20 protein-coding genes are annotated in these 22,093 nt (G+C 37.3%); 19 read left to right on the top strand and 1 reads right to left on the bottom strand.

What is annotated here, in order from left to right; all coding sequences use genetic code 11:
* Positions 1–176: 176 nt before the first annotated feature.
* The 15 genes from RUH95_RS20660 to RUH95_RS20590 all read left to right on the top strand — a co-directional run bounded on the left by RUH95_RS20660 (position 177) and on the right by RUH95_RS20590 (position 17,603).
* The gene (locus RUH95_RS20660; protein ID WP_313894799.1) at positions 177–989 is read left to right on the top strand and encodes a flagellin N-terminal helical domain-containing protein; all 813 of its coding nucleotides are present in this window, start codon (positions 177–179) and stop codon (positions 987–989) included.
* 132 nt (positions 990–1,121) lie between these two features.
* A complete protein-coding gene (locus RUH95_RS20655) occupies positions 1,122–2,501 on the top strand; it encodes a S41 family peptidase (protein WP_313894798.1) in 1,380 nt (459 codons plus the stop codon).
* 358 nt (positions 2,502–2,859) lie between these two features.
* Positions 2,860–3,126 (top strand): YhdT family protein, encoded by a 267-nt coding sequence (locus RUH95_RS20650; RefSeq protein ID WP_397469532.1) that lies wholly within the window; start codon positions 2,860–2,862, stop codon positions 3,124–3,126.
* The gene (gene panF, locus RUH95_RS20645) at positions 3,123–4,568 is read left to right on the top strand and encodes a sodium/pantothenate symporter (protein ID WP_313894796.1); all 1,446 of its coding nucleotides are present in this window, start codon (positions 3,123–3,125) and stop codon (positions 4,566–4,568) included. Before RUH95_RS20650 ends, panF begins: the two co-directional genes overlap by 4 nt.
* 12 nt (positions 4,569–4,580) lie before the next feature.
* Entirely contained in the window at positions 4,581–5,489 is a 909-nt protein-coding gene (locus RUH95_RS20640) for a DMT family transporter (RefSeq protein WP_313894795.1), read from the top strand.
* A 487-nt stretch (positions 5,490–5,976) separates the two neighbouring features.
* Positions 5,977–7,437, top strand: a complete 1,461-nt coding sequence (locus RUH95_RS20635) for a polysaccharide deacetylase family protein (RefSeq protein ID WP_313894794.1) — start codon at positions 5,977–5,979, stop codon at positions 7,435–7,437.
* 76 nt (positions 7,438–7,513) lie between these two features.
* Positions 7,514–9,400 carry a glycosyltransferase gene (locus tag RUH95_RS20630; RefSeq protein ID WP_313894793.1) on the top strand — a complete coding sequence of 629 codons (1,887 nt, stop codon included), beginning with the start codon at positions 7,514–7,516 and terminating at the stop codon, positions 9,398–9,400.
* 16 nt (positions 9,401–9,416) lie between these two features.
* Entirely contained in the window at positions 9,417–11,180 is a 1,764-nt protein-coding gene (locus tag RUH95_RS20625; RefSeq protein ID WP_313894792.1) for a polysaccharide deacetylase family protein, read from the top strand.
* A 14-nt stretch (positions 11,181–11,194) separates the two neighbouring features.
* On the top strand, positions 11,195–12,259 hold the full coding sequence (locus RUH95_RS20620; RefSeq protein WP_313894791.1) for a glycosyl hydrolase family 18 protein: 1,065 nt from the start codon (positions 11,195–11,197) through the stop codon (positions 12,257–12,259).
* Between the two features lie 197 nt (positions 12,260–12,456).
* Positions 12,457–13,491: an N-acetyl-gamma-glutamyl-phosphate reductase gene (gene argC / locus RUH95_RS20615; protein ID WP_313894790.1), complete on the top strand. Its 1,035-nt coding sequence runs from the start codon at positions 12,457–12,459 to the stop codon at positions 13,489–13,491.
* Between the two features lie 33 nt (positions 13,492–13,524).
* A complete protein-coding gene (gene argJ / locus RUH95_RS20610) occupies positions 13,525–14,730 on the top strand; it encodes a bifunctional glutamate N-acetyltransferase/amino-acid acetyltransferase ArgJ (protein ID WP_313894806.1) in 1,206 nt (401 codons plus the stop codon).
* Entirely contained in the window at positions 14,693–15,472 is a 780-nt protein-coding gene (argB, locus tag RUH95_RS20605; protein ID WP_313894789.1) for an acetylglutamate kinase, read from the top strand. The genes argJ and argB overlap by 38 nt, the downstream gene beginning before the upstream one ends.
* Positions 15,469–16,608: an acetylornithine transaminase gene (locus RUH95_RS20600; RefSeq protein WP_313894788.1), complete on the top strand. Its 1,140-nt coding sequence runs from the start codon at positions 15,469–15,471 to the stop codon at positions 16,606–16,608. The genes argB and RUH95_RS20600 overlap by 4 nt, the downstream gene beginning before the upstream one ends.
* A 145-nt stretch (positions 16,609–16,753) precedes the next feature.
* Positions 16,754–17,209: an SRPBCC family protein gene (locus RUH95_RS20595; protein WP_313894787.1), complete on the top strand. Its 456-nt coding sequence runs from the start codon at positions 16,754–16,756 to the stop codon at positions 17,207–17,209.
* Between the two features lie 13 nt (positions 17,210–17,222).
* Positions 17,223–17,603, top strand: coding sequence for a DUF1761 domain-containing protein (locus tag RUH95_RS20590; RefSeq protein ID WP_313894786.1), 381 nt, complete (start codon positions 17,223–17,225; stop codon positions 17,601–17,603).
* 28 nt (positions 17,604–17,631) lie between these two features.
* Here the strand turns inward: RUH95_RS20590 and RUH95_RS20585 are convergent, their stop codons facing one another.
* Positions 17,632–18,186, bottom strand: a complete 555-nt coding sequence (locus RUH95_RS20585) for a helix-turn-helix domain-containing protein (RefSeq protein ID WP_313894785.1) — start codon at positions 18,184–18,186, stop codon at positions 17,632–17,634.
* Between the two features lie 272 nt (positions 18,187–18,458).
* Here RUH95_RS20585 and RUH95_RS20580 point away from each other — a divergent pair, with 272 nt between their 5' ends.
* The 4 genes from RUH95_RS20580 to RUH95_RS20565 all read left to right on the top strand — a co-directional run bounded on the left by RUH95_RS20580 (position 18,459) and on the right by RUH95_RS20565 (position 21,888).
* A complete protein-coding gene (locus RUH95_RS20580) occupies positions 18,459–19,280 on the top strand; it encodes a transporter substrate-binding domain-containing protein (RefSeq protein WP_313894784.1) in 822 nt (273 codons plus the stop codon).
* Positions 19,281–19,310: 30 nt separating this feature from the next.
* Positions 19,311–19,967 carry an amino acid ABC transporter permease gene (locus RUH95_RS20575; protein ID WP_313894783.1) on the top strand — a complete coding sequence of 219 codons (657 nt, stop codon included), beginning with the start codon at positions 19,311–19,313 and terminating at the stop codon, positions 19,965–19,967.
* Between the two features lie 21 nt (positions 19,968–19,988).
* Positions 19,989–20,717: an amino acid ABC transporter ATP-binding protein gene (locus RUH95_RS20570; RefSeq protein WP_313894782.1), complete on the top strand. Its 729-nt coding sequence runs from the start codon at positions 19,989–19,991 to the stop codon at positions 20,715–20,717.
* 220 nt (positions 20,718–20,937) lie between these two features.
* Positions 20,938–21,888 carry an NERD domain-containing protein gene (locus RUH95_RS20565; RefSeq protein WP_313894805.1) on the top strand — a complete coding sequence of 317 codons (951 nt, stop codon included), beginning with the start codon at positions 20,938–20,940 and terminating at the stop codon, positions 21,886–21,888.
* Positions 21,889–22,093: the final 205 nt, after the last annotated feature.

The raw sequence follows: 22,093 nt of genomic DNA, 5'->3' as shown, positions 1-22,093 counted from the left end.
CAAATGCTCAGCATCTCATCTAAATCGACCACTCCTAAAAGTTGCTGGAGCGAACCTAACGCAGTGGGATGTGTTAGGTTTTTTTGTGCGTAAAAATCATTTAATTCAACTATTCTAAACGTTCTGGAGTTTTAGACGATATATTAAATAATAAGAACAACAAAGGAGATGATACGATGCTGGGAATGTGGAACTCGAAAGGTTTATCAATTATTCGTAATATGAATAATCAAATGGCAATTGCAAATAGATCGATGGAGCGACTCACTTCCGGTTATCGTATTAATCGTGCAGGCGACGACCCTGCTGGATTAGCTATATCCGAGAAAATGCGTGCGCAAATTCGAGGATTAGGGCAGGCAGCTCGAAATATTCAAGACGGAATTTCACTTTTGCAGACGGCTGAGGGAGCGCTAAACGAAACGCATGCAATTTTACAACGAATGCGCGAACTTAGCGTGCAATCTGCAAACGATACACTAACAGACGATGATCGCAAACTACTTGCACTAGAATTTGAAGAATTAAAAAAAGAAGTAACACGAATTTCAAAAGATACAGAGTTTAATACAAAAAAACTATTAGACGGTTCTCAAACATCATTAAAAATTCAAGCTGGTGCAAATTCAGGACAGCATATCGAGCTTACTTTTGGCGATATGGGAGCAACTGCTATAGGCCTCGACAGCTTATCTATTTCTACAAGAGAAGATGCGGATAAAGCAATCGGAGATTTGGATAAGGCATTAGAGAAAGTATCACTCGAACGTGCCCAAATGGGAGCTTATTCGAATCGCTTAGAGCATGCCTATAACAATGCCGTTAATATGGAGGAAAATTTAAGCGATGCCGAGTCGAGAATTCGAGATACAGATATTGCAAAAGAAATGATGGCATTCACAAAAGCGAATATATTAATGCAAGCGAGTCAATATGTACTAGCATTGCATATGCAGCAAGCTTACTCGATGTTAAATTTATTGAGATGAAATAATGAATATATACTTTAAAACAATCATGAAGGATGTAACATTCATGATTGTTTTTATTTATCATCTGGATGGCATGAAATGGATAATTCAGTTAATATAAGTTTAAGTACGATGTAAGGGGGAATTGTAATGAAAAAGATTTCTATTTTAGCCATTCTGCTAGTTATTTTCAGTATGTTCAGTGTACCCGCTTCTGCGTTAGGTGCCCCGTTAGACGAGGTAAAAAAGATTGTTTCCGAAAGTTATATGGGAGAGTTTCCTAAAAACTTACAAAAAATCACGTCGATTGATAAAATTGTAGAACAACTAGATCCATACTCGACATATTTTACGAAGGAAGAATTCGAAGCTTATACAAGCTCGATCAACAACACAACAACAGGAATTGGTGTAGTAATTGAAGAAAACGAAAAAGGTATACTAATTGTAAATACGTACGAAGGCGGAAACGCTATTAAAGCTGGAATTGTACCTGGAGATATTATTTTATCGATTAATAGTACTTCCGCGAAAAATATGTCTGTCCAGCAAGCGTCTTCTTTAATAACAGGGAAGGAAGGCACAACAGTTCAATTGGAAGTTTTAAAAGCTACGAATCAAAAGAAAGTGTTCAAAATAACGCGAACAAAGTTCCAAGTACCAATTGTCACGAAAGAGCTTCTTCATGGAAATGTGGGCTATATTTCGCTAAATACATTTTCAGATGATGGTGCAATACTTGTCAGACAAGCAAAAACGGCTTTAATGAGGCAAGGTGCAACTTCTTTCATTTTAGATTTGACGAATAATGGAGGGGGTTATGTTCAAGCCGCGGAGGAGTTAATTGGTTTATTTCCAAACAGTCCTTACGCATATAAATTGAATCTGCGCAATGAAGAACAGCTTGTTAGCTCATTAAAAAGCACTTCTTTGTTTCCTAAGAATACAAAAGTACTTGTTAATGGATATAGTGCAAGTGCATCAGAAATGACAGCTGGTGCTTTATTGGATCAAAAATCGGCTACATTATATGGACAGAAAACATATGGAAAAGGTTCGATGCAATCATTTTATCCTCTTTCTGATGGCTCTTATTTAAAGCTAACAACTGCTCATTTTACAGGACCAAAAGGAACAATTATCAATAAAACTGGAATTACGCCGCAAGTTGTTACAGAAAAAGGGAGCGAGCTTGCAAAAGCACATGAAGATACGCTACTTGCAACTTATAAAACGTACAAAAAAATGAGTGCTCTTTCGAATGTAGCGACGACGAAAGAATTTACAGTAACATTTTCAATGCCTGTCGCTGACAAAGGACAATCGCAAAAGTTAGAGCTTGTTAAATTAGGTGGGCAAAGTGTTCCAGTGACAGTAAAGCAAAAGTCAGAAACACAATTCGTGATAAAGCCAAAAACGCCACTTGAAAAAGGAGCTGCTTATTTGCTAGTCGTTCATCCAACATTCCAAGAAAAAGATGGAGAATGGATGAAAGTTGGGGCATATGCAGAAGTAACCGTTCAACAATAGATGATATAATATGAAAATGGGCTATCGCTTGTGATGGCTCATTTTTTTACCAATCAGAAAGTATATGCTTTCAAACTCAGTGATTGTTTAGATTCAGCGCCTAGCCACTAGGGGCAAATGTGAAAAGGTAATCCTTCGGTTACTCGTCGCAGAAAGACTTTGCTCCTGCGGTTACTCGACGCAATGAACATAGCTGTGGTGACTGGGGAGCTGCCTCTTCGCGTTTTCCCATTTTGCACCTGCGCTTACTCGTAGCAGAAGAACGTGCTTGTCGGGGCAGACATAGGCGCTTACGCTTTTTTTGTGCATATTAAAACAATTTCGTTATACTAAACAAAATAAGTAAATTGTCAGGAGGATGTTTATGGATCCAAGATTTAAGATTGCGCATCGGGAAGCACTTATAGGAGTCGGGCTGGCAGTAGTCCATTTTCTATGGTGGTTCGGATTTGCATATGGACTTGGTTCGCGACCGGTAGAGGAGTACACATACATACTTGGCTTCCCAGATTGGTTTTTCTATAGTTGTATTGTTGGATTCATCCTAATTTCTATTACCGTAATTATTTTAGCAAAATACATATTAAAGGATGTTTCGTTTGAGGAAGAGGGGGATGAGTCATGAATATTCAAGTTATCATCCCGATGATTATCTTTTTAGGTATTATTTTTTTCATTGGTTATTGGTCTAGCAGAAAAATAGGGTCTTCGACGGGAGGATTTCTGCAAGAATACTTTTTAGGTGGGCGAGAGCTTGGTGGTTTTGTTCTTGCTATGACGATGGTTGCAACATATGGAAGTGCATCTAGCTTTCTTGGTGGACCTGGAACTGCTTATACAATGGGCTTTGGCTGGGTTTTACTCGCAATGACGCAAGTTGTAACAGGTTATTTTGTGTTGCTTATACTTGGAAAAAAGTTTGCTATTTTAGCTCGTCGATATAATGCGATTACACTTATTGATTTTTTGAAAGTGCGCTACAATAGCACGGCTGTTGTTCTTCTTTCAGCAATTAGTATGATCATCTTTTTGTTTTCGGCGATGACTGCGCAATGGGTTGGTGGTGGCCGTTTAATCGAGTCGCTAACAGGTATGAAATATACGACGGCACTCTTTATATTTGCAGTTTCTGTGCTAGTATATGTAGTAATTGGAGGGTTCCGCGCAGTTGCAGTGACAGATGCAGTGCAGGGCGGAGTTATGGTTATTGGGACGCTTGTTTTATTAATAGCTGTCATTATAGCTGGTGGTGGCGTGCCTAATATTATGCAAGATTTGCTCGCAGAAAATCCAAACCTTGTAACCCCGTATGGCAATGAAGGGAATTTGTCCGCTGCATATGTATCATCCTTTTGGATACTTGTCGGAGTTGGTGTCGTTGGCCTTCCGCAAATGGCAGTGCGTGCAATGTCGTATAAAAATACCCGTTCCATGCATCGTGCATTAGTAATTGGAACAATTGTCACCGGTTTTATCATGTTAAATATGCATTTGATTGGCATCTTTGCTCGTCCTATTTTGCCGGGAATTGAAGTGGCAGATACAGTTATTCCACTTGTAGCATTGAAAATCCTTCCTGCATGGCTTGCAGGAGTTGTTCTTGCAGCACCACTTGCAGCGATTATGTCTACGGTAGATTCTCTCCTTATTTTAGTGAGTTCTTCTATTGTAAAGGATGTCTACATGAACTATATGAATCCGCATGCAAGTGAAAAGACAGTTAAAAGGCTTAGTTTTGGAGTGACGACTGTTTTAGGGTCAATCGTGTTTTTATTGGCTTTGAATCCACCTGACTTGCTCATTTTCTTGAATTTATTTGCATTTGGAGGACTGGAAGCAGCGTTCATTTGGCCTGTTGTGCTCGGTCTTTACTGGTCTTATGGCAATAAATACGGGGCAATTGCATCGATGTTTACTGGGATTGTTTCCTATATTATTATTCATTTTTATAATGCGGCTTACGGCAATCTATTTGGGATGCACACAGTAGTTGTTCCCGTTGTTTTATCGTTGATGGCATATATTGCTTTTAGTTTACTCATAAAGAAAACAAAATACGTTTATTAAGGAGATCCTCAAATGAAACAATGGAAGGTCTATGCAATGCTTGTTTTTGTCATGTTCGTTTGGGGAGCAAACTTACCAATTTTAAAATACTTAGTAACGATTGTGCCTCCAATTACATTGACAGCTTACCGAGTATTTGTTGCTGGAATTACAGTGTTTTTAATACTGTGGAAAATGAAGCTCATTCGTAAACCTACGAAAAAAGAGTGGTCTTATATATTACTAGGGGCTCTTACGAATGTTCTTGTGCATCATTACTTTTTAAATATGGGTCTTTCGATTACGAGTGGGACGAGCGCTGGTCTAATACTTGGGACAGGGCCGATGCTTACAGCCATTTCAGCTGCCATTATTTTAAAATACTTTCCAACGAAAGTGCAGTGGCTGGGCTTATGTATTGGGCTGGCTGGAATTACAGTTTCGGTGTTTATAGGTAGTGAAACACATGGAACGAATATTGGCGATTTATACGTGTTTTTGGCGATTTTTGCGCAAGTGCTCAGTTATATGGTTGTGAGTAAAGCAGTGAGAACATTGAATCCACTACTACTCACAGCGTATATGCTTGTGATTGGTTCATTCGGGCTTATTTTACTCAGTGCAATTTTTGAGCCTGGCAAAGTAATGGAGTTTACGAATGCACCACCTGTTTTTTGGCTATTATTTTTCTGTTCGGCAATTATTATGACGGCAATTGGACATATGATGTATAACTACGCAGTTGGACAGGCTGGAGCTACGAAGGCGGCTATCTTTATGAACTTAAATCCTTTATTTGCGATGTTATTATCTGCACTGTTCTTAGGAGAAGTACTGACTATTCGCCATTTCCTTGGATTAATATTAATTGTTATTGGCGTACTTCTAGGTTCAGGAGCGGCTGAGGATATATGGGCAAAACGGAAAAAAGCACTGTCTTAGTAAAAAAGTGATTCTTCTACAATTTATTTGTAGGAGGATTTTTTTGTTTTTTAAAGATTTAACCTAATTTTAAACTTTGTGCGTAATAGTAAAAAGTAAGTAAATTAATTTTAGTAAATGCAATACTAATGGATCATTGGACGTTATTGGAATTTAAAAGGACTTTACGATTATTAACATTCCTCAGTATTGTAAAAAGTTTATTCTTAATTTAGGATATAGCTTGTATGTTTAATTTCCAAAAACAGTATTTTAAAAAATTTGGTAGTATTTAGTCTAATAAATTTGTTATACTAGTAAAAAATGACCTGCAAATGATAGAGTTGTTATGTTTTTGATTTTCGGTTTATATCTTTTGTACCTTTATTGGTAGTTGTGGTGATATAAAAATGTTTTTTTGGGAGAAGAAATAGTACATCGTGACGTTTGGATTATTAAATTATGAATAAGATATGTTGAAAAATTATTGTAAATAAGGAGTATTGGTATGCTTAAAAATAAACAGACAAATTTAAAATGGAAGAGAACTAAGATACTTATTTTGTTTGCGACACTTGCGATTATTTCGGGGTGTGGGGTATTTGGTGGAGATAAGGCAAGTAATAAAGAAGGAGAAGAAAAAGTATCAACACTTCCTTTGGAGGTTACTAGGTATGATGGAGAGAAAAGTAAAACAATTGACTCCATTTATACTGCGAACAAAGTACTAGCGTTAACCTTCAATGGAATGGGAGACGAAAGTATGGTGAAACAACTACTCGATGAGTTGGATTTGTATGGAATAAAGGCGACTTTTTTTCTCCCAGGTATGAGAGTGGCGGAAGAACCAGAACTGGCTAAAGAAATTCTCTCAAGAGGCCATGAAATCGAAAATAATACATTAAATCGCTTAGACATGAATGAGTTAAGTTATGAAGAAATTTATAAAGAAATACAACTAAGCAATGAAGTTATTAAAAGGGAAACAGGAGTTACTCCACGTTATTTGCGAACAAAATCTGGTGAATACAATGATGATGTAAGATTAGTTACAGCACAACTTGGTATGGATGCAGTGATTAGCTATAACATTAATCCAAAAGATGGAGATATGAAAGATGCAAAAGCTATTGGGAAATACGTAGAAAAGTATATAAAAAGAGGTGGGATAGTTTCCTTAAATACAGATATAAATCCCGAAGTTGTTAAATCCATTGCTTATATTTCTAAAGCGGCAGAGGATATCAATTACAAATTTATTCCACTTAGCAAGTTAATTGAGCAAGAAATTGAAAAAAAACCTTTTAACGAAATAGAAGGCTATGATGCTGTAAAGATTAATGAGGATTATGAGAATTCGGTTTCTGAAGTCTATCGTAAAGCTAAAACAGATAAAAAGGTAGTTTCACTTACTTTTGACGATTGGGCAAGCGATAAAACGATTACAAATGTTTTAGATATTTTAGCTAAGTACGATATAAAGGCAACCTTTTTCTTAATCGGAAATGGAGTGGAAAAAAATCCTAATTTAGCTAGAGCAATATTGGAAGAAGGTCACGAGGTAGCGAGTCACTCTTATAATCATAAGGTGGTTACAGAGATGACACCGGAAGATTTGCAAGAGGATTTGAAAAAGGCACATGAAGTACTAACTGAAGCGATACAACAAAAACCTACCATGTTATTTAGACCAGCTACAGGATCGGTTGATGAGCCTACAGCGAAAGTAATTGCGGCGGCAGGTTATCCGGAAGTAGCGCTTTATGATGTTACTGCGTTTGATTGGGACGTGAATAATAGTGCAGAAGATATTGTGCAATCTGTTATGGACAAAACTACAACGGGAAGTGTCATATTGCTTCATATTTTAGATGATAAACATACGATAGAGGCCTTACCTATTATTATAGAAAACTTAAAAGGTAAAGGGTATGAGTTTATCAAAATGACAGAACTGATGAATATGTAATAATGATAAAAAAATTGGCTTTTAAGGAAATTACATCTCAAATAAACCTTTTAAGTAATTAAGGAGTAAAGTGACTGTGTATAAAAAAAAGACAAAGATAATCAAAGAAGTCCTTACGACACCTCTGGAAGATAGACGTACATTATCGAACGTTCCAGACCCTGAAAGTATACGTATAACAGTGGATCGCCGTGGAACGAAAAGTACAAAAATTGATGAAAAAGAAGCTGATTCAAACTATAAAAATAAGTTGCGCATGCTTAGTTTAAGATATGTTTCGGATTTTGAAGTTTTGATTACTCCAAAAGGAATGAAAAAGAGAAAAGGTATAAAAGCAAAAGCGGTTGATATTTCTATAACAGGACTACTTATTGAGTTGGATATAGAAAATACGATGTACACAGTTGGCGATTCAGTTCACATGAAATTTGATTTACCTCCGGCAACGATGCCAGAAGGGTTTGAGTCTTTAGTCAAGCTGGAAGCAGTTGTGGTAAGGGTATTTACTAAAGAACAAGATGGACAAGTAAAGCAAATGGTAGCAATAGAATTTGCGAAGCCCTTAACAGAATATTTTCAGAAAAAACGCTGGGGTTACTCTCTAGTCATGGCAAGTAGTTTGCTATTCATAGTTGCTCTTTTAGTTATGCTTATGCGTGCAGAAAGTGTCATTTACTTTAAATACAATAAAGTATTGTATTTATATAGTTTAATAGCAGCAACATTTTTACTTACTCGATATTTATTTGGTATTTTGTATAAAAATGTACCGATAAACAAGGAATACACACCAGGTGTTTCGATTATTATCCCTTGTTTTAATGAAGAAGAGTGGATTCATCGAACGATATTAAGTTGTATTAATCAGGATTATCCAGTAGATAAAATAGAAGTTATTGTTGTGGATGATAGATCAACAGATGGCACAGTAAAGCAAATTGAAAAAGTAATTGCGCTCATTCATAAAGAGGCTGAGCGATACAAAACTAAAGAGCGTTTAAAAATGCATGTATTAGAAGTAAACGGAGGAAAACGAGTTGCTTTAGTTAAGGGTGTAGAAATGGCTAAGCATGACCTCGTAGTTTTTGTAGATTCTGATAGTTTCTTAGAGCCGAATGCAATAAGGAACTTAGTGCAACCTTTCCAAGATCCTAAAATGGGTGGAGTTGCAGGGCGTACAGATGTAGAAAATAAGTATACGAATACAGTTACGAAATTACAGACAGTTCGATATTATATCGCTTTTCGTATTATGAAAGCAGCTGAGTCTTATTTTGATAGCGTTACTTGCTTATCAGGACCCTTAGCATGTTATCGAAAAGAGCTTATAGTTAAGCATACAGATGCATGGTTGAATCAAAAATTTTTAGGGCAACCAGCTACTTTTGGTGATGATCGAAGTATGACGAATTTCATATTGAGGACCCACCGGACAGGATATCAAGATACTGCAATTTGCTCGACAATCGTTCCATCAAATATGGGCTTTTTCTTAAAACAGCAAATGCGTTGGAAGCGCTCTTGGCTTCGTGAATCACTAATTGCTGCGACATTCATTTGGAAAAAGGAACCGTTTATGGCGTTATTTTTTTACGTGGGGTTAATCGTTCCGATAGCTGCACCAATTATTGTTGTTTATAACTTACTTTACGTTCCGCTTGTGCATAATGTTTTTCCTTTGACATTTTTAATGGGGCTATTATTAATGGCTTTACTTATGAGTCTTGCACATTTAATGTTTAGAAAAAGTAAGCTATGGGTTTTTGGCTTTATATTTTGTGCGTTTTATGAGTTTGTTTTACTGTGGCAGATGCCGGTTGCTTGGGTAACTTTTTGGAAATCCACTTGGGGAACAAGAGAAACTCCACAAGACATTGAAGCGCGTGATAAAAAGAATGCAAAGAAGCGAAAAAAGAAAAAGAATCAGATTGTTTTGGATACACAATCATTGAAGGATTCATAAAGTGAGGAAGACAGCAATGTTTAAAAAAAGTCAAAGTTCTGTCTTAGATTATCAAAAGAAAAATCGTAAAAAAACTTCTAGAACAATAATTCAATTAGGGATATTGTTCGTTGTTGGGTTTTTATTGTTCAATGCATTAATAGACTTTAGAAAATATGAAGAGCCTGATAAGTCACAATGGACAAATAAAAAGGGATTCGTTGCCTTGTCTTATTTTGGTGTGGATCGAAATGGTACGCCAAAGTTAATTGAAAAAAGCCAATTGAATAAGCAACTAAAATCATTATACGAGCAAGGTTATCAAACGATTTCACAACAAGATGTAATTGATTTTTATGAGAAAGGGAAGGCGTTGCCAGAAAAAGCGCTTTTTCTTTCGTTTGAAGATGGACGTAATGATTCCAGCATATTTGCTCATCCCATTTTAAAAAAGTACAATTACAAAGCTACTTTTTTATCATATGCAAATAAAGTAGGAAGCAAGGACAATAAATTTCTCCAACCCAAAGATATGTTAGAAATGAAAAAAAGTGGTTTTTGGGAACTAGGAAGTAATGGATACAGACTAACATACATTAATATTTTTGATCGTGAAGGAAAACATGTTGGTATGAAAGATGAAAATGATGTGACGAACAAAGAACATATTGAGTACTATAATCATTATTTAATGGATTTCATTAGAGATGAAAACATGATTCCAATAGAAAATAAAGAAGAGATGGAAAGCAGAATTATGGAAGATTATAAGCTCATGGAGGAAATCTATACAAAAGAGTTCGGATTTGTACCGAATGTGTATATGATTATGCATGCAAATGCACTTTATGGAGGGATGAATAATTTAGTAACAAAAGTGAACGATGAAGAAATCAAAAAAATATTTAATATTCATTTTAACTTAGAAGGCAATGCATACAATAAAAGCGGAGCAAGTGTAATGAATCTTTCGAGAGTTCAACCTGCACCTTATTGGTATACGAATCATTTGCTTATGAAAATTCAAAAAGACACTTCTCAAAAGATGGAGTTTTTAACTGGCGATGAGAAACGAGCAGCTAAGTGGAAACAATTTGGTGGAGTTTCGGAGTTTATGGATAACAGAATTATACTTACTTCTCCTCCCGCAAAAGAAGGAAAGTTACAATTAACGGGAAGCGAAGATTTTGGAGATATAAAGTTCACAGCAAATCTTGAAGGAAATGTTGTCGGGAGACAATCAATCTATCTACGTAATAATGAGGAAAAGAAATCGTATGTTCAAATAATGCTAGAAAACAATAAAGTCATTGTGAAGGAAAAGGTTTCTGGAAAAATTGAAAAAGAGTTAGGTGTTTACGAACTGGATGAAATTGAAAAGCGTATCAAGGATATAACTTTTGATAAAGCATCTGTATACACAAAAGGGCAGACTATGGGAGGAGCCCGTACACCTGAAGATGAGTATCAAGTGAACATAAAAGGAACGAGACAATTTGAAATTATCATTCAAGAAAATAAGCTAAGTGTTCAAGTAGATGAAAAAACAATTTTGGACAATCAGGAGATTAATGAAGGTATTTCAAAAGGTAGTGTAGCAATAGGAGCGCAATACCATAAGCAAAATAAGAAAGATGATATTTATGATGGTGTTTTTGATGATATAATAATTACATCGATTAAAGATGATAATGAAGAAGAAGTACTTTTTGAAAACACTTTAAATAGCTATCAGCAAGGGATTAGTAGCATTTTGAAATATTTTGATAATGTGACAAATTGGGTAATTGACACATTTTAAAGGGGTTTATTAATATGTCGAAAGTTAACTCATCACAATATCGAAGTTTAATGATTACTGGCATTGTTGTTTCGCTTTTTATAATTTGGGGCTGCACAAATGAGACTAAACCAAGTGCGAAAGAACGTGAAATAGAACTGTCAGCATGGATTACGGATTGGCAGTGGAAATCGGGTATTGAAGATTATAGAAGTATAACGAATGGACTTACAAGTGTACAAGTATTTGCGGCTTACTTTAATAGTACAGATCGCTTATTTTACACAGAAGAAAACATAGAGGCGATTCCTAATATAATGAAGATAGCTAAAGAGGGTAGTTTAGTCAAAGTCGACTTAACAATCGTAAATGACCAATTCAAAGAAGATGGTAAAGCTGTTCAAAAGGATTCGGATTTACTAACAAGGCTTATGGCAACAAAAGAGAGTCGTAAAGCGCATATTGATGATATTGTTAAATTAGCAAATGAATATGATTTCCGTGGTGTGGAAATTGACTATGAAAAAGTGAAAGACGCAGATTGGGAGAATATTTGTGCCTTTTACGAAGAATTATATATAAAACTTAAAGCATCTGGAAAGTCACTTAGGATAGTATTAGAACCTCGAACTCCAATAGAGAAAATAAACTTACCAAAGGGACCTACCTATGTGATGATGGTTTATAATTTGTATGGTTATCATAGTGGACCAGGCCCTAAGGCTGATCATCCCTTTATAGGAAAAATGGCTCAAAAGATGAAACAGCTACCTGGAGAGAATTTTTTAGCATTTGCAACAGGAGGGTTTGATTGGCCGGAAGAGGGGAAGATAACTGCTTTAACGGAAAGTGAAGCGGCTAATCTAAAAAAAATAAGCATTACCCCTGTAAAAAGAGATGAAGCAAGTGGAAGTGTCTATTTTGAATACTTAGATAAAGAAAATAAAAAACATACAGTTTGGTACGCAGATGATGTTACGTTAGCTCAATGGATTGAAAGCTCGAAGAAGGCGGGATATTATAAAATTGCACTTTGGAGAACAGGTGGATTTGAGCAAGCTACACTACATTATTTGAATAAGAAGGACTCTATTTATTGAGTGCACGATTACGCGCAATAAAATAGTTTCAACCTAAAAAGAGCGACTTTGCGAAAAGTGCTCTTTTTTTGTATTCGAAAATTGAATTGTGTGGGTGGCTGGCACCAAAAAATATTTCTGCAATATATAAAAATGCAGTTGACTTTATATTTATGCAGACATATAATTATTTTCAACTTACTTTGGAGGTGATTGGTATGAAAGTTGGAATTATTGGAGCATCAGGATATGGCGGACTGGAATTGATCCGACTATTACATAATCATTCGGAAGTCGAAAGAATTGATCTATTTACCTCTTCAGAAGAAGGAATCATTTTTTCGCATAAATATGCACACTTATTGAATATCCATGACCAACCTCTTCTGAAAATAGAAAATGATAAGTTAGCAGAGTTTGATGTTTTATTCGCAAGTACTCCTGCAGGGGTGACGAGTGAATTACTGCCACCGTTAATCGGGAAAAGAACACGGCTTATCGACTTGTCTGGTGACTTTCGCTTAAAAGATCCAGCACAGTACAAACAATGGTATAAAAAAGAACCAGCACCAAAATCGGCACTCGAAAAAAGTGTATATGGTTTAACGGAGTGGAACGAAAAAGCGATTCAACAGGCACAACTTATCGCCAATCCAGGATGTTATCCGACAGCAGTTTTACTTTCACTACTTCCATTGCTAAAAGAAAACTTAATCGACGCAACACAAATTGTTATTGATGCGAAAAGTGGCGTATCTGGAGCGGGGAACAAGCCGAGCCAAATGACACACTTCAGCGAGACAAATGAAAATACAGCAATCTATAAAATACATCAACACCAACATATCCCGGAAATGGAACAAACGATTAGCCAGTTTACGGGCCACGCATCACCAATCACATTCACAACACATCTCGTTCCGATGACGAGGGGAATACTTGCAACAAGCTATGCCCCGGCCAATGAAGGAGTAACTGAAAAACAACTTGTGAACGCATTAGAAGAAACATACGCGCATCATCCATTCGTTCGAATAATAAAAGAAACCAATAAATTTGGAACCAATCAAGTGTATGGATCGAACTACTGTGACATACATGTGAGAGTAGACCCCAGAACAAACCGAGCGACTATCGTTTCGGTTATCGACAATTTAGTAAAAGGAGCAGCAGGTCAGGGGATTCAAAATATGAATGTACAATTCGGTTTGGATCAAACGACAGGTCTCCAGCAAGTACCATTATTCATATAGGAGGAATTTCATTTGACAACATCAACGGCGATTATGAAAAAAATTTCATATAAAAATATAGCATCACCAAAAGGTTTCAAAGCAACTGGTCTTCACTGCGGTCTTAAACATAAGAAAAAGGATCTTGCGTTACTAGTTAGCGAAGTACCAGCGAGTGTTGCAGGTGTTTTCACGACAAATGTAATTCAAGCAGCTCCGTTATTAGTAACGAAAGAGATTGTTTACGAAACTGGCAAAATGCAGGCGATTATCGTCAACTCTGGAAATGCAAATGCATGCACAGGCAAGCGAGGGATGGCAGATGCGCTTACAATGCAAAAAGAAACGGCTGACAAACTAGGAATCTCCCCAAATTTAGTAGGCGTTGCTTCGACTGGTGTTATTGGAGAAATCATGAAAATGAAGCCAGTTATCGACGGTATTCAAAACTTACAACCAATTGATGAATTAGAAGGAGCGATTCAATTCGCTCAAGCTATTATGACGACAGACACTGTGACGAAAAATACAGCATACAAAACATCTATCGATGGAAAAGAAGTAATGATTGCTGGTGTTGCAAAAGGTTCTGGAATGATTGAGCCAAATATGGCGACAATGCTTGGTTTTATTACAACCGATGCAAATATCGAATCAAACCATCTGCAAGCAGCACTAAAATCCATTACAGACATTACATTCAACTCGATTACAGTCGATGGCGACACGTCTACGAATGATATGGTTATCGTTATGGCGAACGGCTTGGCAGAAAATGATACGCTTACTCCAAATCATCCAGAATGGGATATTTTTGTGCAAACATTGCATGCGGTTTCCTTAGATTTAGCAAAAATGATTGCAAAAGACGGAGAAGGTGCGACGAAGCTAATTGAAGTCGAAGTGCTAGGGGCATTGAATGACGTAGAGGCGCGAAAAATTGCCAAAACGGTTGTTGGCTCACCTCTTGTTAAAACAGCCGTTTTTGGCTGTGATGCGAACTGGGGAAGAGTAATCGCTGCTGTTGGATATAGCGGTGCAACAATTAATCCAAATACGATTTCAATTCAACTAGGCTCAACAACAGTAGTAGAAAATAGCGAGCCAGTTCCATTTTCAGAAGAGGATCTGATTGTTTATTTGAAGCAACCTGAAGTGAAAATCGTTGTTGAGCTTCATCAAGGGGACGGCCATGGCTATGCATGGGGGTGCGATTTAACGTATGACTATGTCCAAATCAACGCAACCTACCGCTCGTAAACGTATCGTAGTAAAACTTGGTGGAAGCATGCTCGAAGGCTTAAATGATACCTTCTTCGCCAACTTCAAACGACTCCAAGAACAAGGAAACGATCTCCTCATCGTACATGGTGGAGGCCCTGCGATAAATAAACAATTAGCAAAAAACAATGTGGTGTCCACTGCGTTAAATGGAATTCGAGTCACATCACAAGAAGCGGTTCATATCGTCCAGTCAACGCTTATTGGCCAAGTGAATCCAAATTTAGTGCACCAGCTGAATAAAGCGGGAATAAAAGCACTTGGTTTAAATGGTTACGATGGAAACTTGCTCACATGTACTTTTCTAAATAAAGAGGTATATGGATTTGTAGGGGACATAACAGATGTGAACAGCATATTACTCGATACGCTTCTTGCAAATGGGATTGTTCCAGTTATTGCTTGTATTGGTTGCACAGAAGATGGGGAAGCACTCAATATAAACGGCGATACCGTTGCAAGTGAAGTAGCACTTGCGATGAAAGCAGATAGCCTGTTACTCGTGACAGATACAGCAGGGATAAAAATTGAAGGAGAAGTGCAATCGCTTATTTCTCCTTCAGCAATCGCAAATTGGATGGAATCTGGCGATATATATGGAGGGATGATTCCGAAAGTAGAAGCAGCTCTAGCTTGCTTAACGGCTGGCATCCCTTCTGTTCAAATTGTCGGAGATCAATTAGAAGGTACGACCATTCTTCATCAGGAGGTATTTGCATGAGTTCATTATTCCAAAACTACGCGCGTCGCCCAGTTCATCTAGTAAAAGGGAAGGGCACAATCGTGACAGATCAAGCTGGAAAAGAATACCTCGATTTTACAAGTGGTATTGCTGTACTGAGTCTTGGTCATGCTCATCCGGCAATCGTTCAAGCAATTCAACAGCAAAGCGAAAAGCTATGGCATACATCTAATTTATTTGAAAGCCCTGAGCAAGTACAACTTGCAACGTCACTTATCGAGCATACGCATTTTGCACATGTATTTTTCTGTAACAGTGGAGCAGAAGCAAACGAAGCCGCTATCAAGCTAGCTCGCAAGCATACTGGAAAACATACAATTATCACTTTCGAGAATTCATTTCACGGGCGCACATTTGGCGCAATGTCCGCAACTGGTCAAGATAAAGTCCGACTTGGATTTGGACCACTTTTAGAAACATTCCGTACAGTTCCATTCAACGATATCGAGCAACTAGAAGCCTCTGTTGATGACAGTGTCGGTGCGATTATGCTAGAAATTATCCAAGGTGAAGGTGGAGTAAATCAAATCACACCTGAATTCGCTCAAGTAGTTGCGGATATCTGTGCATCGAAGGGCATTTTATTGATTGTGGATGAAGTCCAAACGGGCATTGGTCGCACAGGAACTCGCTTCGCATACGAGCAAACGGTTCTGAAACCAGACATTATAACATTAGCGAAAGGTCTTGGAGGCGGCTTCCCAATTGGAGCAATGCTCGGCACAACCGAACTGTACGACACATTCGGACCTGGAACACATGGAACAACATTTGGCGGCAACCCACTTGCAGTAGCAGTCGCGCAAACCGTCTTGAACCATGTATTCGAAGAAGAATTTTTAGAAGCGGTCAATGAAAAATCAAATTACTTTCAAGAAAAATTAAAAGTAGCATTGCCTGGACATACTATAGTAGGAACAGGTCTACTTTTAGGTATTGTATGTGATGTTGACGTACAATCTTATATTCAAAAAGCAGAACAAGCAGGCTTGCTATTAGTTGGAGCAGGACCAAATGTTATCCGACTTCTGCCACCATTAACCGTGGCAACCGAAGAAATCGATCAAGCTGTCGAAATCCTTTCTTCCATTCTAACGTTTGTTAGTCAAACATGAATTAAAGCGCTCTGAGAACCGCTATTCACATCAAAGGATCGTCCCTTCAAATAGGGCGGTCTTTTATTGTGGAATAAAATAATCGCAATCGCACATAAAGATGGTACACTTTAGAAAAAGTTCAATTATTGAAGGAGGAAACCACATGCTTACTTGGAACAAAGAAATCATCATACCAGCATCTATCGATACAATATGGGGGCTTTTTCAATTGGATCAAATTCAGCGAATCATGCCAAATATTGTAGAGCATAAACCACTAGAACTAAAAGAAGGTGTAGTTGGTTCCACTTACGAGCAAACGTACAAAGAAGGAAAAAGAACAGAAAAGTACATTGTGACAGATATCGAATACGAAAACACCGATCAAAAAAAGCATAACCGAATTGAGTTTACACTAGCGAAGATGTTTAAAATCCAAGCTGGATTTACACTCATTAAGCTAGATGAAAAATCGACCAAGTTTATCTATACGGGGCAGAATGAAGGGGTAAATTTCTTGGCAAAGATTCTCATGAAACTAGCTCCTAAAAAAAGCAATGAAAAAGTAGTGAATGACTTTATTGAATTAGTTCGCACAGAAGCATTGAAAGATTCATAAAAGGGGTGTTTTCATGACAATTGACTTCGGTAGCTTAAATTATTTGGCCGTAATTATCGGTGGATTTTTGTACATGATATATGGTGGAATTTATTATTCAACTTTATTGTCAAATAAAAAAGAGCAACAAACAAAAGGAACGTTCAAATATATCTACTCAGTAATTATTGCATTCATTAGTTCATTTTTAGTTGCGGTTCTTGTACATGCTGTAAGTGCAGAAAGTCTTCTGCAAGGAGCGCTAATCGGATTTATCATTGGGATTATTATTAAAATGGTGTATGTAAAAAATGCTTTATTCGGTCTAATCTCCAAAAAATCAACGCTAATCGCAATTTGTGATCACGTCGTTATCTTCTCATTGCTCGGTGCGCTACATGGTTGGATGTCATAAAAAAAGAAGCCTGTAAGGGCTTCTTTTTTTAAAAAGTATGTGTCATGACCCAAATCGCAACGGCATCTTTGTCACCAAGATTCATAAAACGATGTGGAAGAGAGCTATCAAAATAAATACTATCGCCCTCGTGAACCATATGAACCTCATTTTCTACTTCTATACGCAAACTCCCTGACAGCATAATTCCACACTCTTCACCAGCGTGATACATAAATGGCGCATTCAAATCTTCGCCAGGAGAGACATTCATTTTGAAAAAACTCATTTGTTTTCCCGAACTCGGCGATAATAATTCATAGCTCACATTCGGTCGAACTCGCTTAATCAACTGTGCTTCACCAGCTCGAAAAATAGTTACCGCATCAGATGCCTCTGTTTCAAAAAATGAAAACACTGGAACTTTTAAACTATGGCTCAACTTCCAGAGCGTTTCAAGTGAAGGAGAAACTTGCCCTCTTTCAATCTGCGAAATCATACTCTGACTAATCCCAGCAAGTTTCGCTAACTCTTCTGACGTCAAACCTTGTAATCTGCGTAAATACCGTATTCTTTTCCCGACTTCCTCTTTAGGAAATTCCATCTTTTCACCCCATATGAATAATTATACAATTAACAGAATAATAAAACACTATACTGATAAATTAATAATTATTCTAATTGTCTCATAAACACTTATCCTATATGATATTTATACCTTATTTTGTATCTTTTTTCAAATAGAATTAATTATAAAAATATTACGTCAATTTATTTTTTATGTAGACAGTTGAATAATAATAACTTATACTACTAATAATTCAGTACTTTAATATAAGGGGAACTGGAGAATATAAAACTGGGGGTAATAAAAAAATGAAGAAATGGCTGGCAGCATTAATTATGATAACTGCATTGGTCGTTGCTGGGTGTAGCAATGATTCAGGCGGTGGAGTATCAACAGACAACTCCACACTACAAAAAGTATTAAAAGAGAAAAAGTTAATTGTTGGGATGTCTCCTGGATATTTCCCATTTGATATGAAGGATCCAAATGGCGATTTCGTTGGATATGACGTAGATACTGCAAATGCACTTGGTAAAGCACTTGGAGTAGACGTAGAATACAAACAATTTACATTTGATGGTTTAATTCCTGCACTACAAACAGGTGAAGTTGACATGATTTTTGCAGGTATGACAATTCGTGGTGACCGTGCACTAGCGGTAAGCTTTGCAAACCCGTACTTCCAAACAGGTCAAGCAGTAATGCTTCCTTCATCAGACAAAACAACAAAAACATGGCAAGAACTTGATGTAAAAGGTAACAAAATTGCTGTAGGTATCGGAACAACTGGTGCTTTACTTGCAAAAGATGTATTCAAAAATGCAGAAGTACTAGATTTTGAAGAATTCCCAACAGCAGCAGCAGCTATGGCTCAAGGTAAAGCAGATGCAGTAGTATATGACGAGCCTGCAATCGCAGTTTGGAAACTGAAAAACCCAAGCGAAGTAACACAATTAGAAGGATTAATCTCTTCTGAAAACCTTGGTATCGCTATTAAGAAAAATGATTTCGAAACAGTTCAATGGGTTAACTCATTCCTTTACAGCTATATCGATAGCCCATCAGAGCTTGCTTCTCGTAACAAATGGTTCGAAACTTCTGATTGGTTAAGTGAAGTAGTAGACGAATAAAATACTCTACCAACTAGAGGAGGTCCAACCATGAATTATGACTGGAGTGTAATACCACGTAATATGGACGTCTTTATTGATGGCGCCCTGAAAACATTAGAAATTTCCATACTAGCAATTCTTATTGCACTTCCTATAGGTATTATTTTTGGACTGGGACGTGTTTCGACAAACAAGATTATTAGATTAATAGCTACTATATACGTAGAAGTTATTCGCGGAGTTCCACTGCTTGTATTACTCATGTGGATTTACTTTGTACTCGGACAATATTTTAAATTGGGCTCCTATTGGGGCGCTATCACAGCATTAGCAATCTTTGCGGGAGCATTTATTGCTGAAATCGTCCGTGCTGGTATTCAAGGTGTTCCAAAAGGGCAAATGGAAGCAGCGCGATCTCTTGGGATGTCTCATACAAAAGCAATGACACATATTATCTTGCCACAAGCATTTAGAAGAGTATTACCACCGCTTGCATCGCAATTTATTATGCTCATTAAAGACTCATCACTAGTATCAGTTATCGCAGCAACCGACTTAACGCTAAACGCAAAAAACTTAGTAGCTACATCTTTCCGGTCGATTGAAGTATGGACTTTTGTTGCGCTAATCTATTTCATCATGACATTCAGCCTATCATTAATCATTAGATACTTCGAAAAACGATTAATGAAGAGCGACGCATAACGTTAAGGAAGGTGTAACCAAATGATATCTATTAAAAATGTCAATAAAAGCTTCGGCGACCACCACGTCCTAACCGACGTTTCGCTCGAAGTGCCGAAATCAAATGTCATCGCTTTAATCGGGCCAAGTGGTGCTGGTAAATCGACACTAATTCGTACGATTAACTCACTAGAACCAATAAACACTGGTGAAATTATTGTAGATGGAATTTCTATCCATGATAAAAAGACGGATATCAATAAAGCACGTACAAACATTGGCTTCGTTTTTCAAAGCTTCAACCTATTTCCGTTCTTAACGGCTTTAGAAAATGTAACAATGGCGCCAATCAAAGTAAAAGGACAAAGCAAAGAAGAAGCAGAAAAAAGAGGAAAAGAACTACTTACATCTCTTGGACTTGCAGACAAATTCGACGCTTACCCAAGCAGACTATCTGGTGGTCAACAACAACGTGTTGCCATTGCTCGATCTCTAGCAATGGACCCAAAAGTGATGCTATTTGACGAACCAACATCCGCACTCGATCCAGAAATGGTAACCGAAGTGCTCGATGCCATTCGTAAACTAGCAAAAGACGGTATGACCATGGTCGTAGTAACACACGAAATGGGCTTCGCCAAAGAAATCTGCGACGAAATTGTCTTCATGGCAGAAGGCAAAATCGTCGAACGCGCAGCACCATCCAAATTCTTCACAAACCCAGATTCCGAACGCGCCAAAACATTCCTTTCCAAAGTCCTAAACCACTAGATCATTCTAGTGGTTTTTTGGTGTCCTGAAAATATCCATCAGCCGCAAAAGCCACAAAGTCGACTATGAAAGGCGCAAAGTCGCTTGCGAAAGCCGCAAACTCTTTCATGAAAGCCCCAAAGTCACTTGCGAAAGCCCCAAACTTCCACAATATCCAATATCTATTGATTTCCTTAATAGTATTTGATACCCTAATAGACAGAACAGTACAAAAGGAGAGATTGCTATAGAAATTATTAGACCAGTTCCAAAAAGCTATCAAGCACTAGTCCGACTAAGACATCGACTTCCACACAATCATGAAAAATTAAAAGACATTCATGGAAAAATAGATAGAATAAAAGCAGGATATTGCGGGGAAACACGAACAGATAGATTCATCGAAGAAGTAGAATTCCCACAACAAGTGAAAATTATCCCGGATTTCCATGCAAAGCTACACTCAAAAAGGTTTGTTCAAATTGATACTCTCATCATCACTAGAAGTTACATTCTCATCCTAGAAGTCAAAAACATAGTAGGTACAATAGATTTCAAAAACTATCAAAGCCAAATTGTTCGAACATTAAACGATGAAACCACACCATTGGGATATCCCTTCATCCAACTTGATCGAAACATCGATGGCATTAGTAACATTTTACGCAAATACGGTCTGAATCCCCCCATTCATTCAGCCCTCGTATTCCCTTCCAACAATGTAATCATTGAAAACTCACCCAAAACCCGAAATATCTTTTTCGTCAAACAGCTTCCATTATTTATACAAAGATTAAATGATTTACCTAATAAATTATCAGAAGAAAGCTTTCATGATATTTGTGAAATATTTACAAATATAAATGGAGACTTTATCGAGAAATCACTATGTGACAGATTCTCCATCGATCCTAAAGAATTAAAAAAAGGGATTATTTGCTCGAATTGCGGAGAACTACTTCAACAAAGAACAAGACGTACATGGATATGTATTGCATGTGGACAAGCAGACGTAAATCCAATTCCACGCAACATAGAAGACCTTTTTATACTAATTAAACCCGAGATCACAATGAATGATTGCCTCCACTATTTGCAGGTAAAATCAAGGCACACATTGAATAATAATCTAGTTAAAATGAAACTTCCAAAGAAAGGGGTGCGTAGAGCAACAGTCTATACTATTAAATAAAAGAGATTGTCTAAAAAAGTCTAATTTTGACTTTCTGGTGTCCCGTTCGAAAATCAAGAATGCTAATTTTATAGCATTCTTGATTTTTTATTTGCGCTTACTCGTTCACATTCCGCGAAAGGCACAAAGTCACCTGCGAAAGCCCCAAAGTAGCTCACGAAAGGCACAAAGTCACCAGCGAAAGCCCCAAACTAGCTCACGAAAG

This window comes from Psychrobacillus sp. (genome assembly GCF_032154225.1).
GTDB lineage: Bacteria > Bacillota > Bacilli > Bacillales_A > Planococcaceae > Psychrobacillus.
The sequence above is the reverse complement of the archived record's forward strand: the minus strand, read 5'-3'. Positions and strand labels throughout refer to the sequence as shown.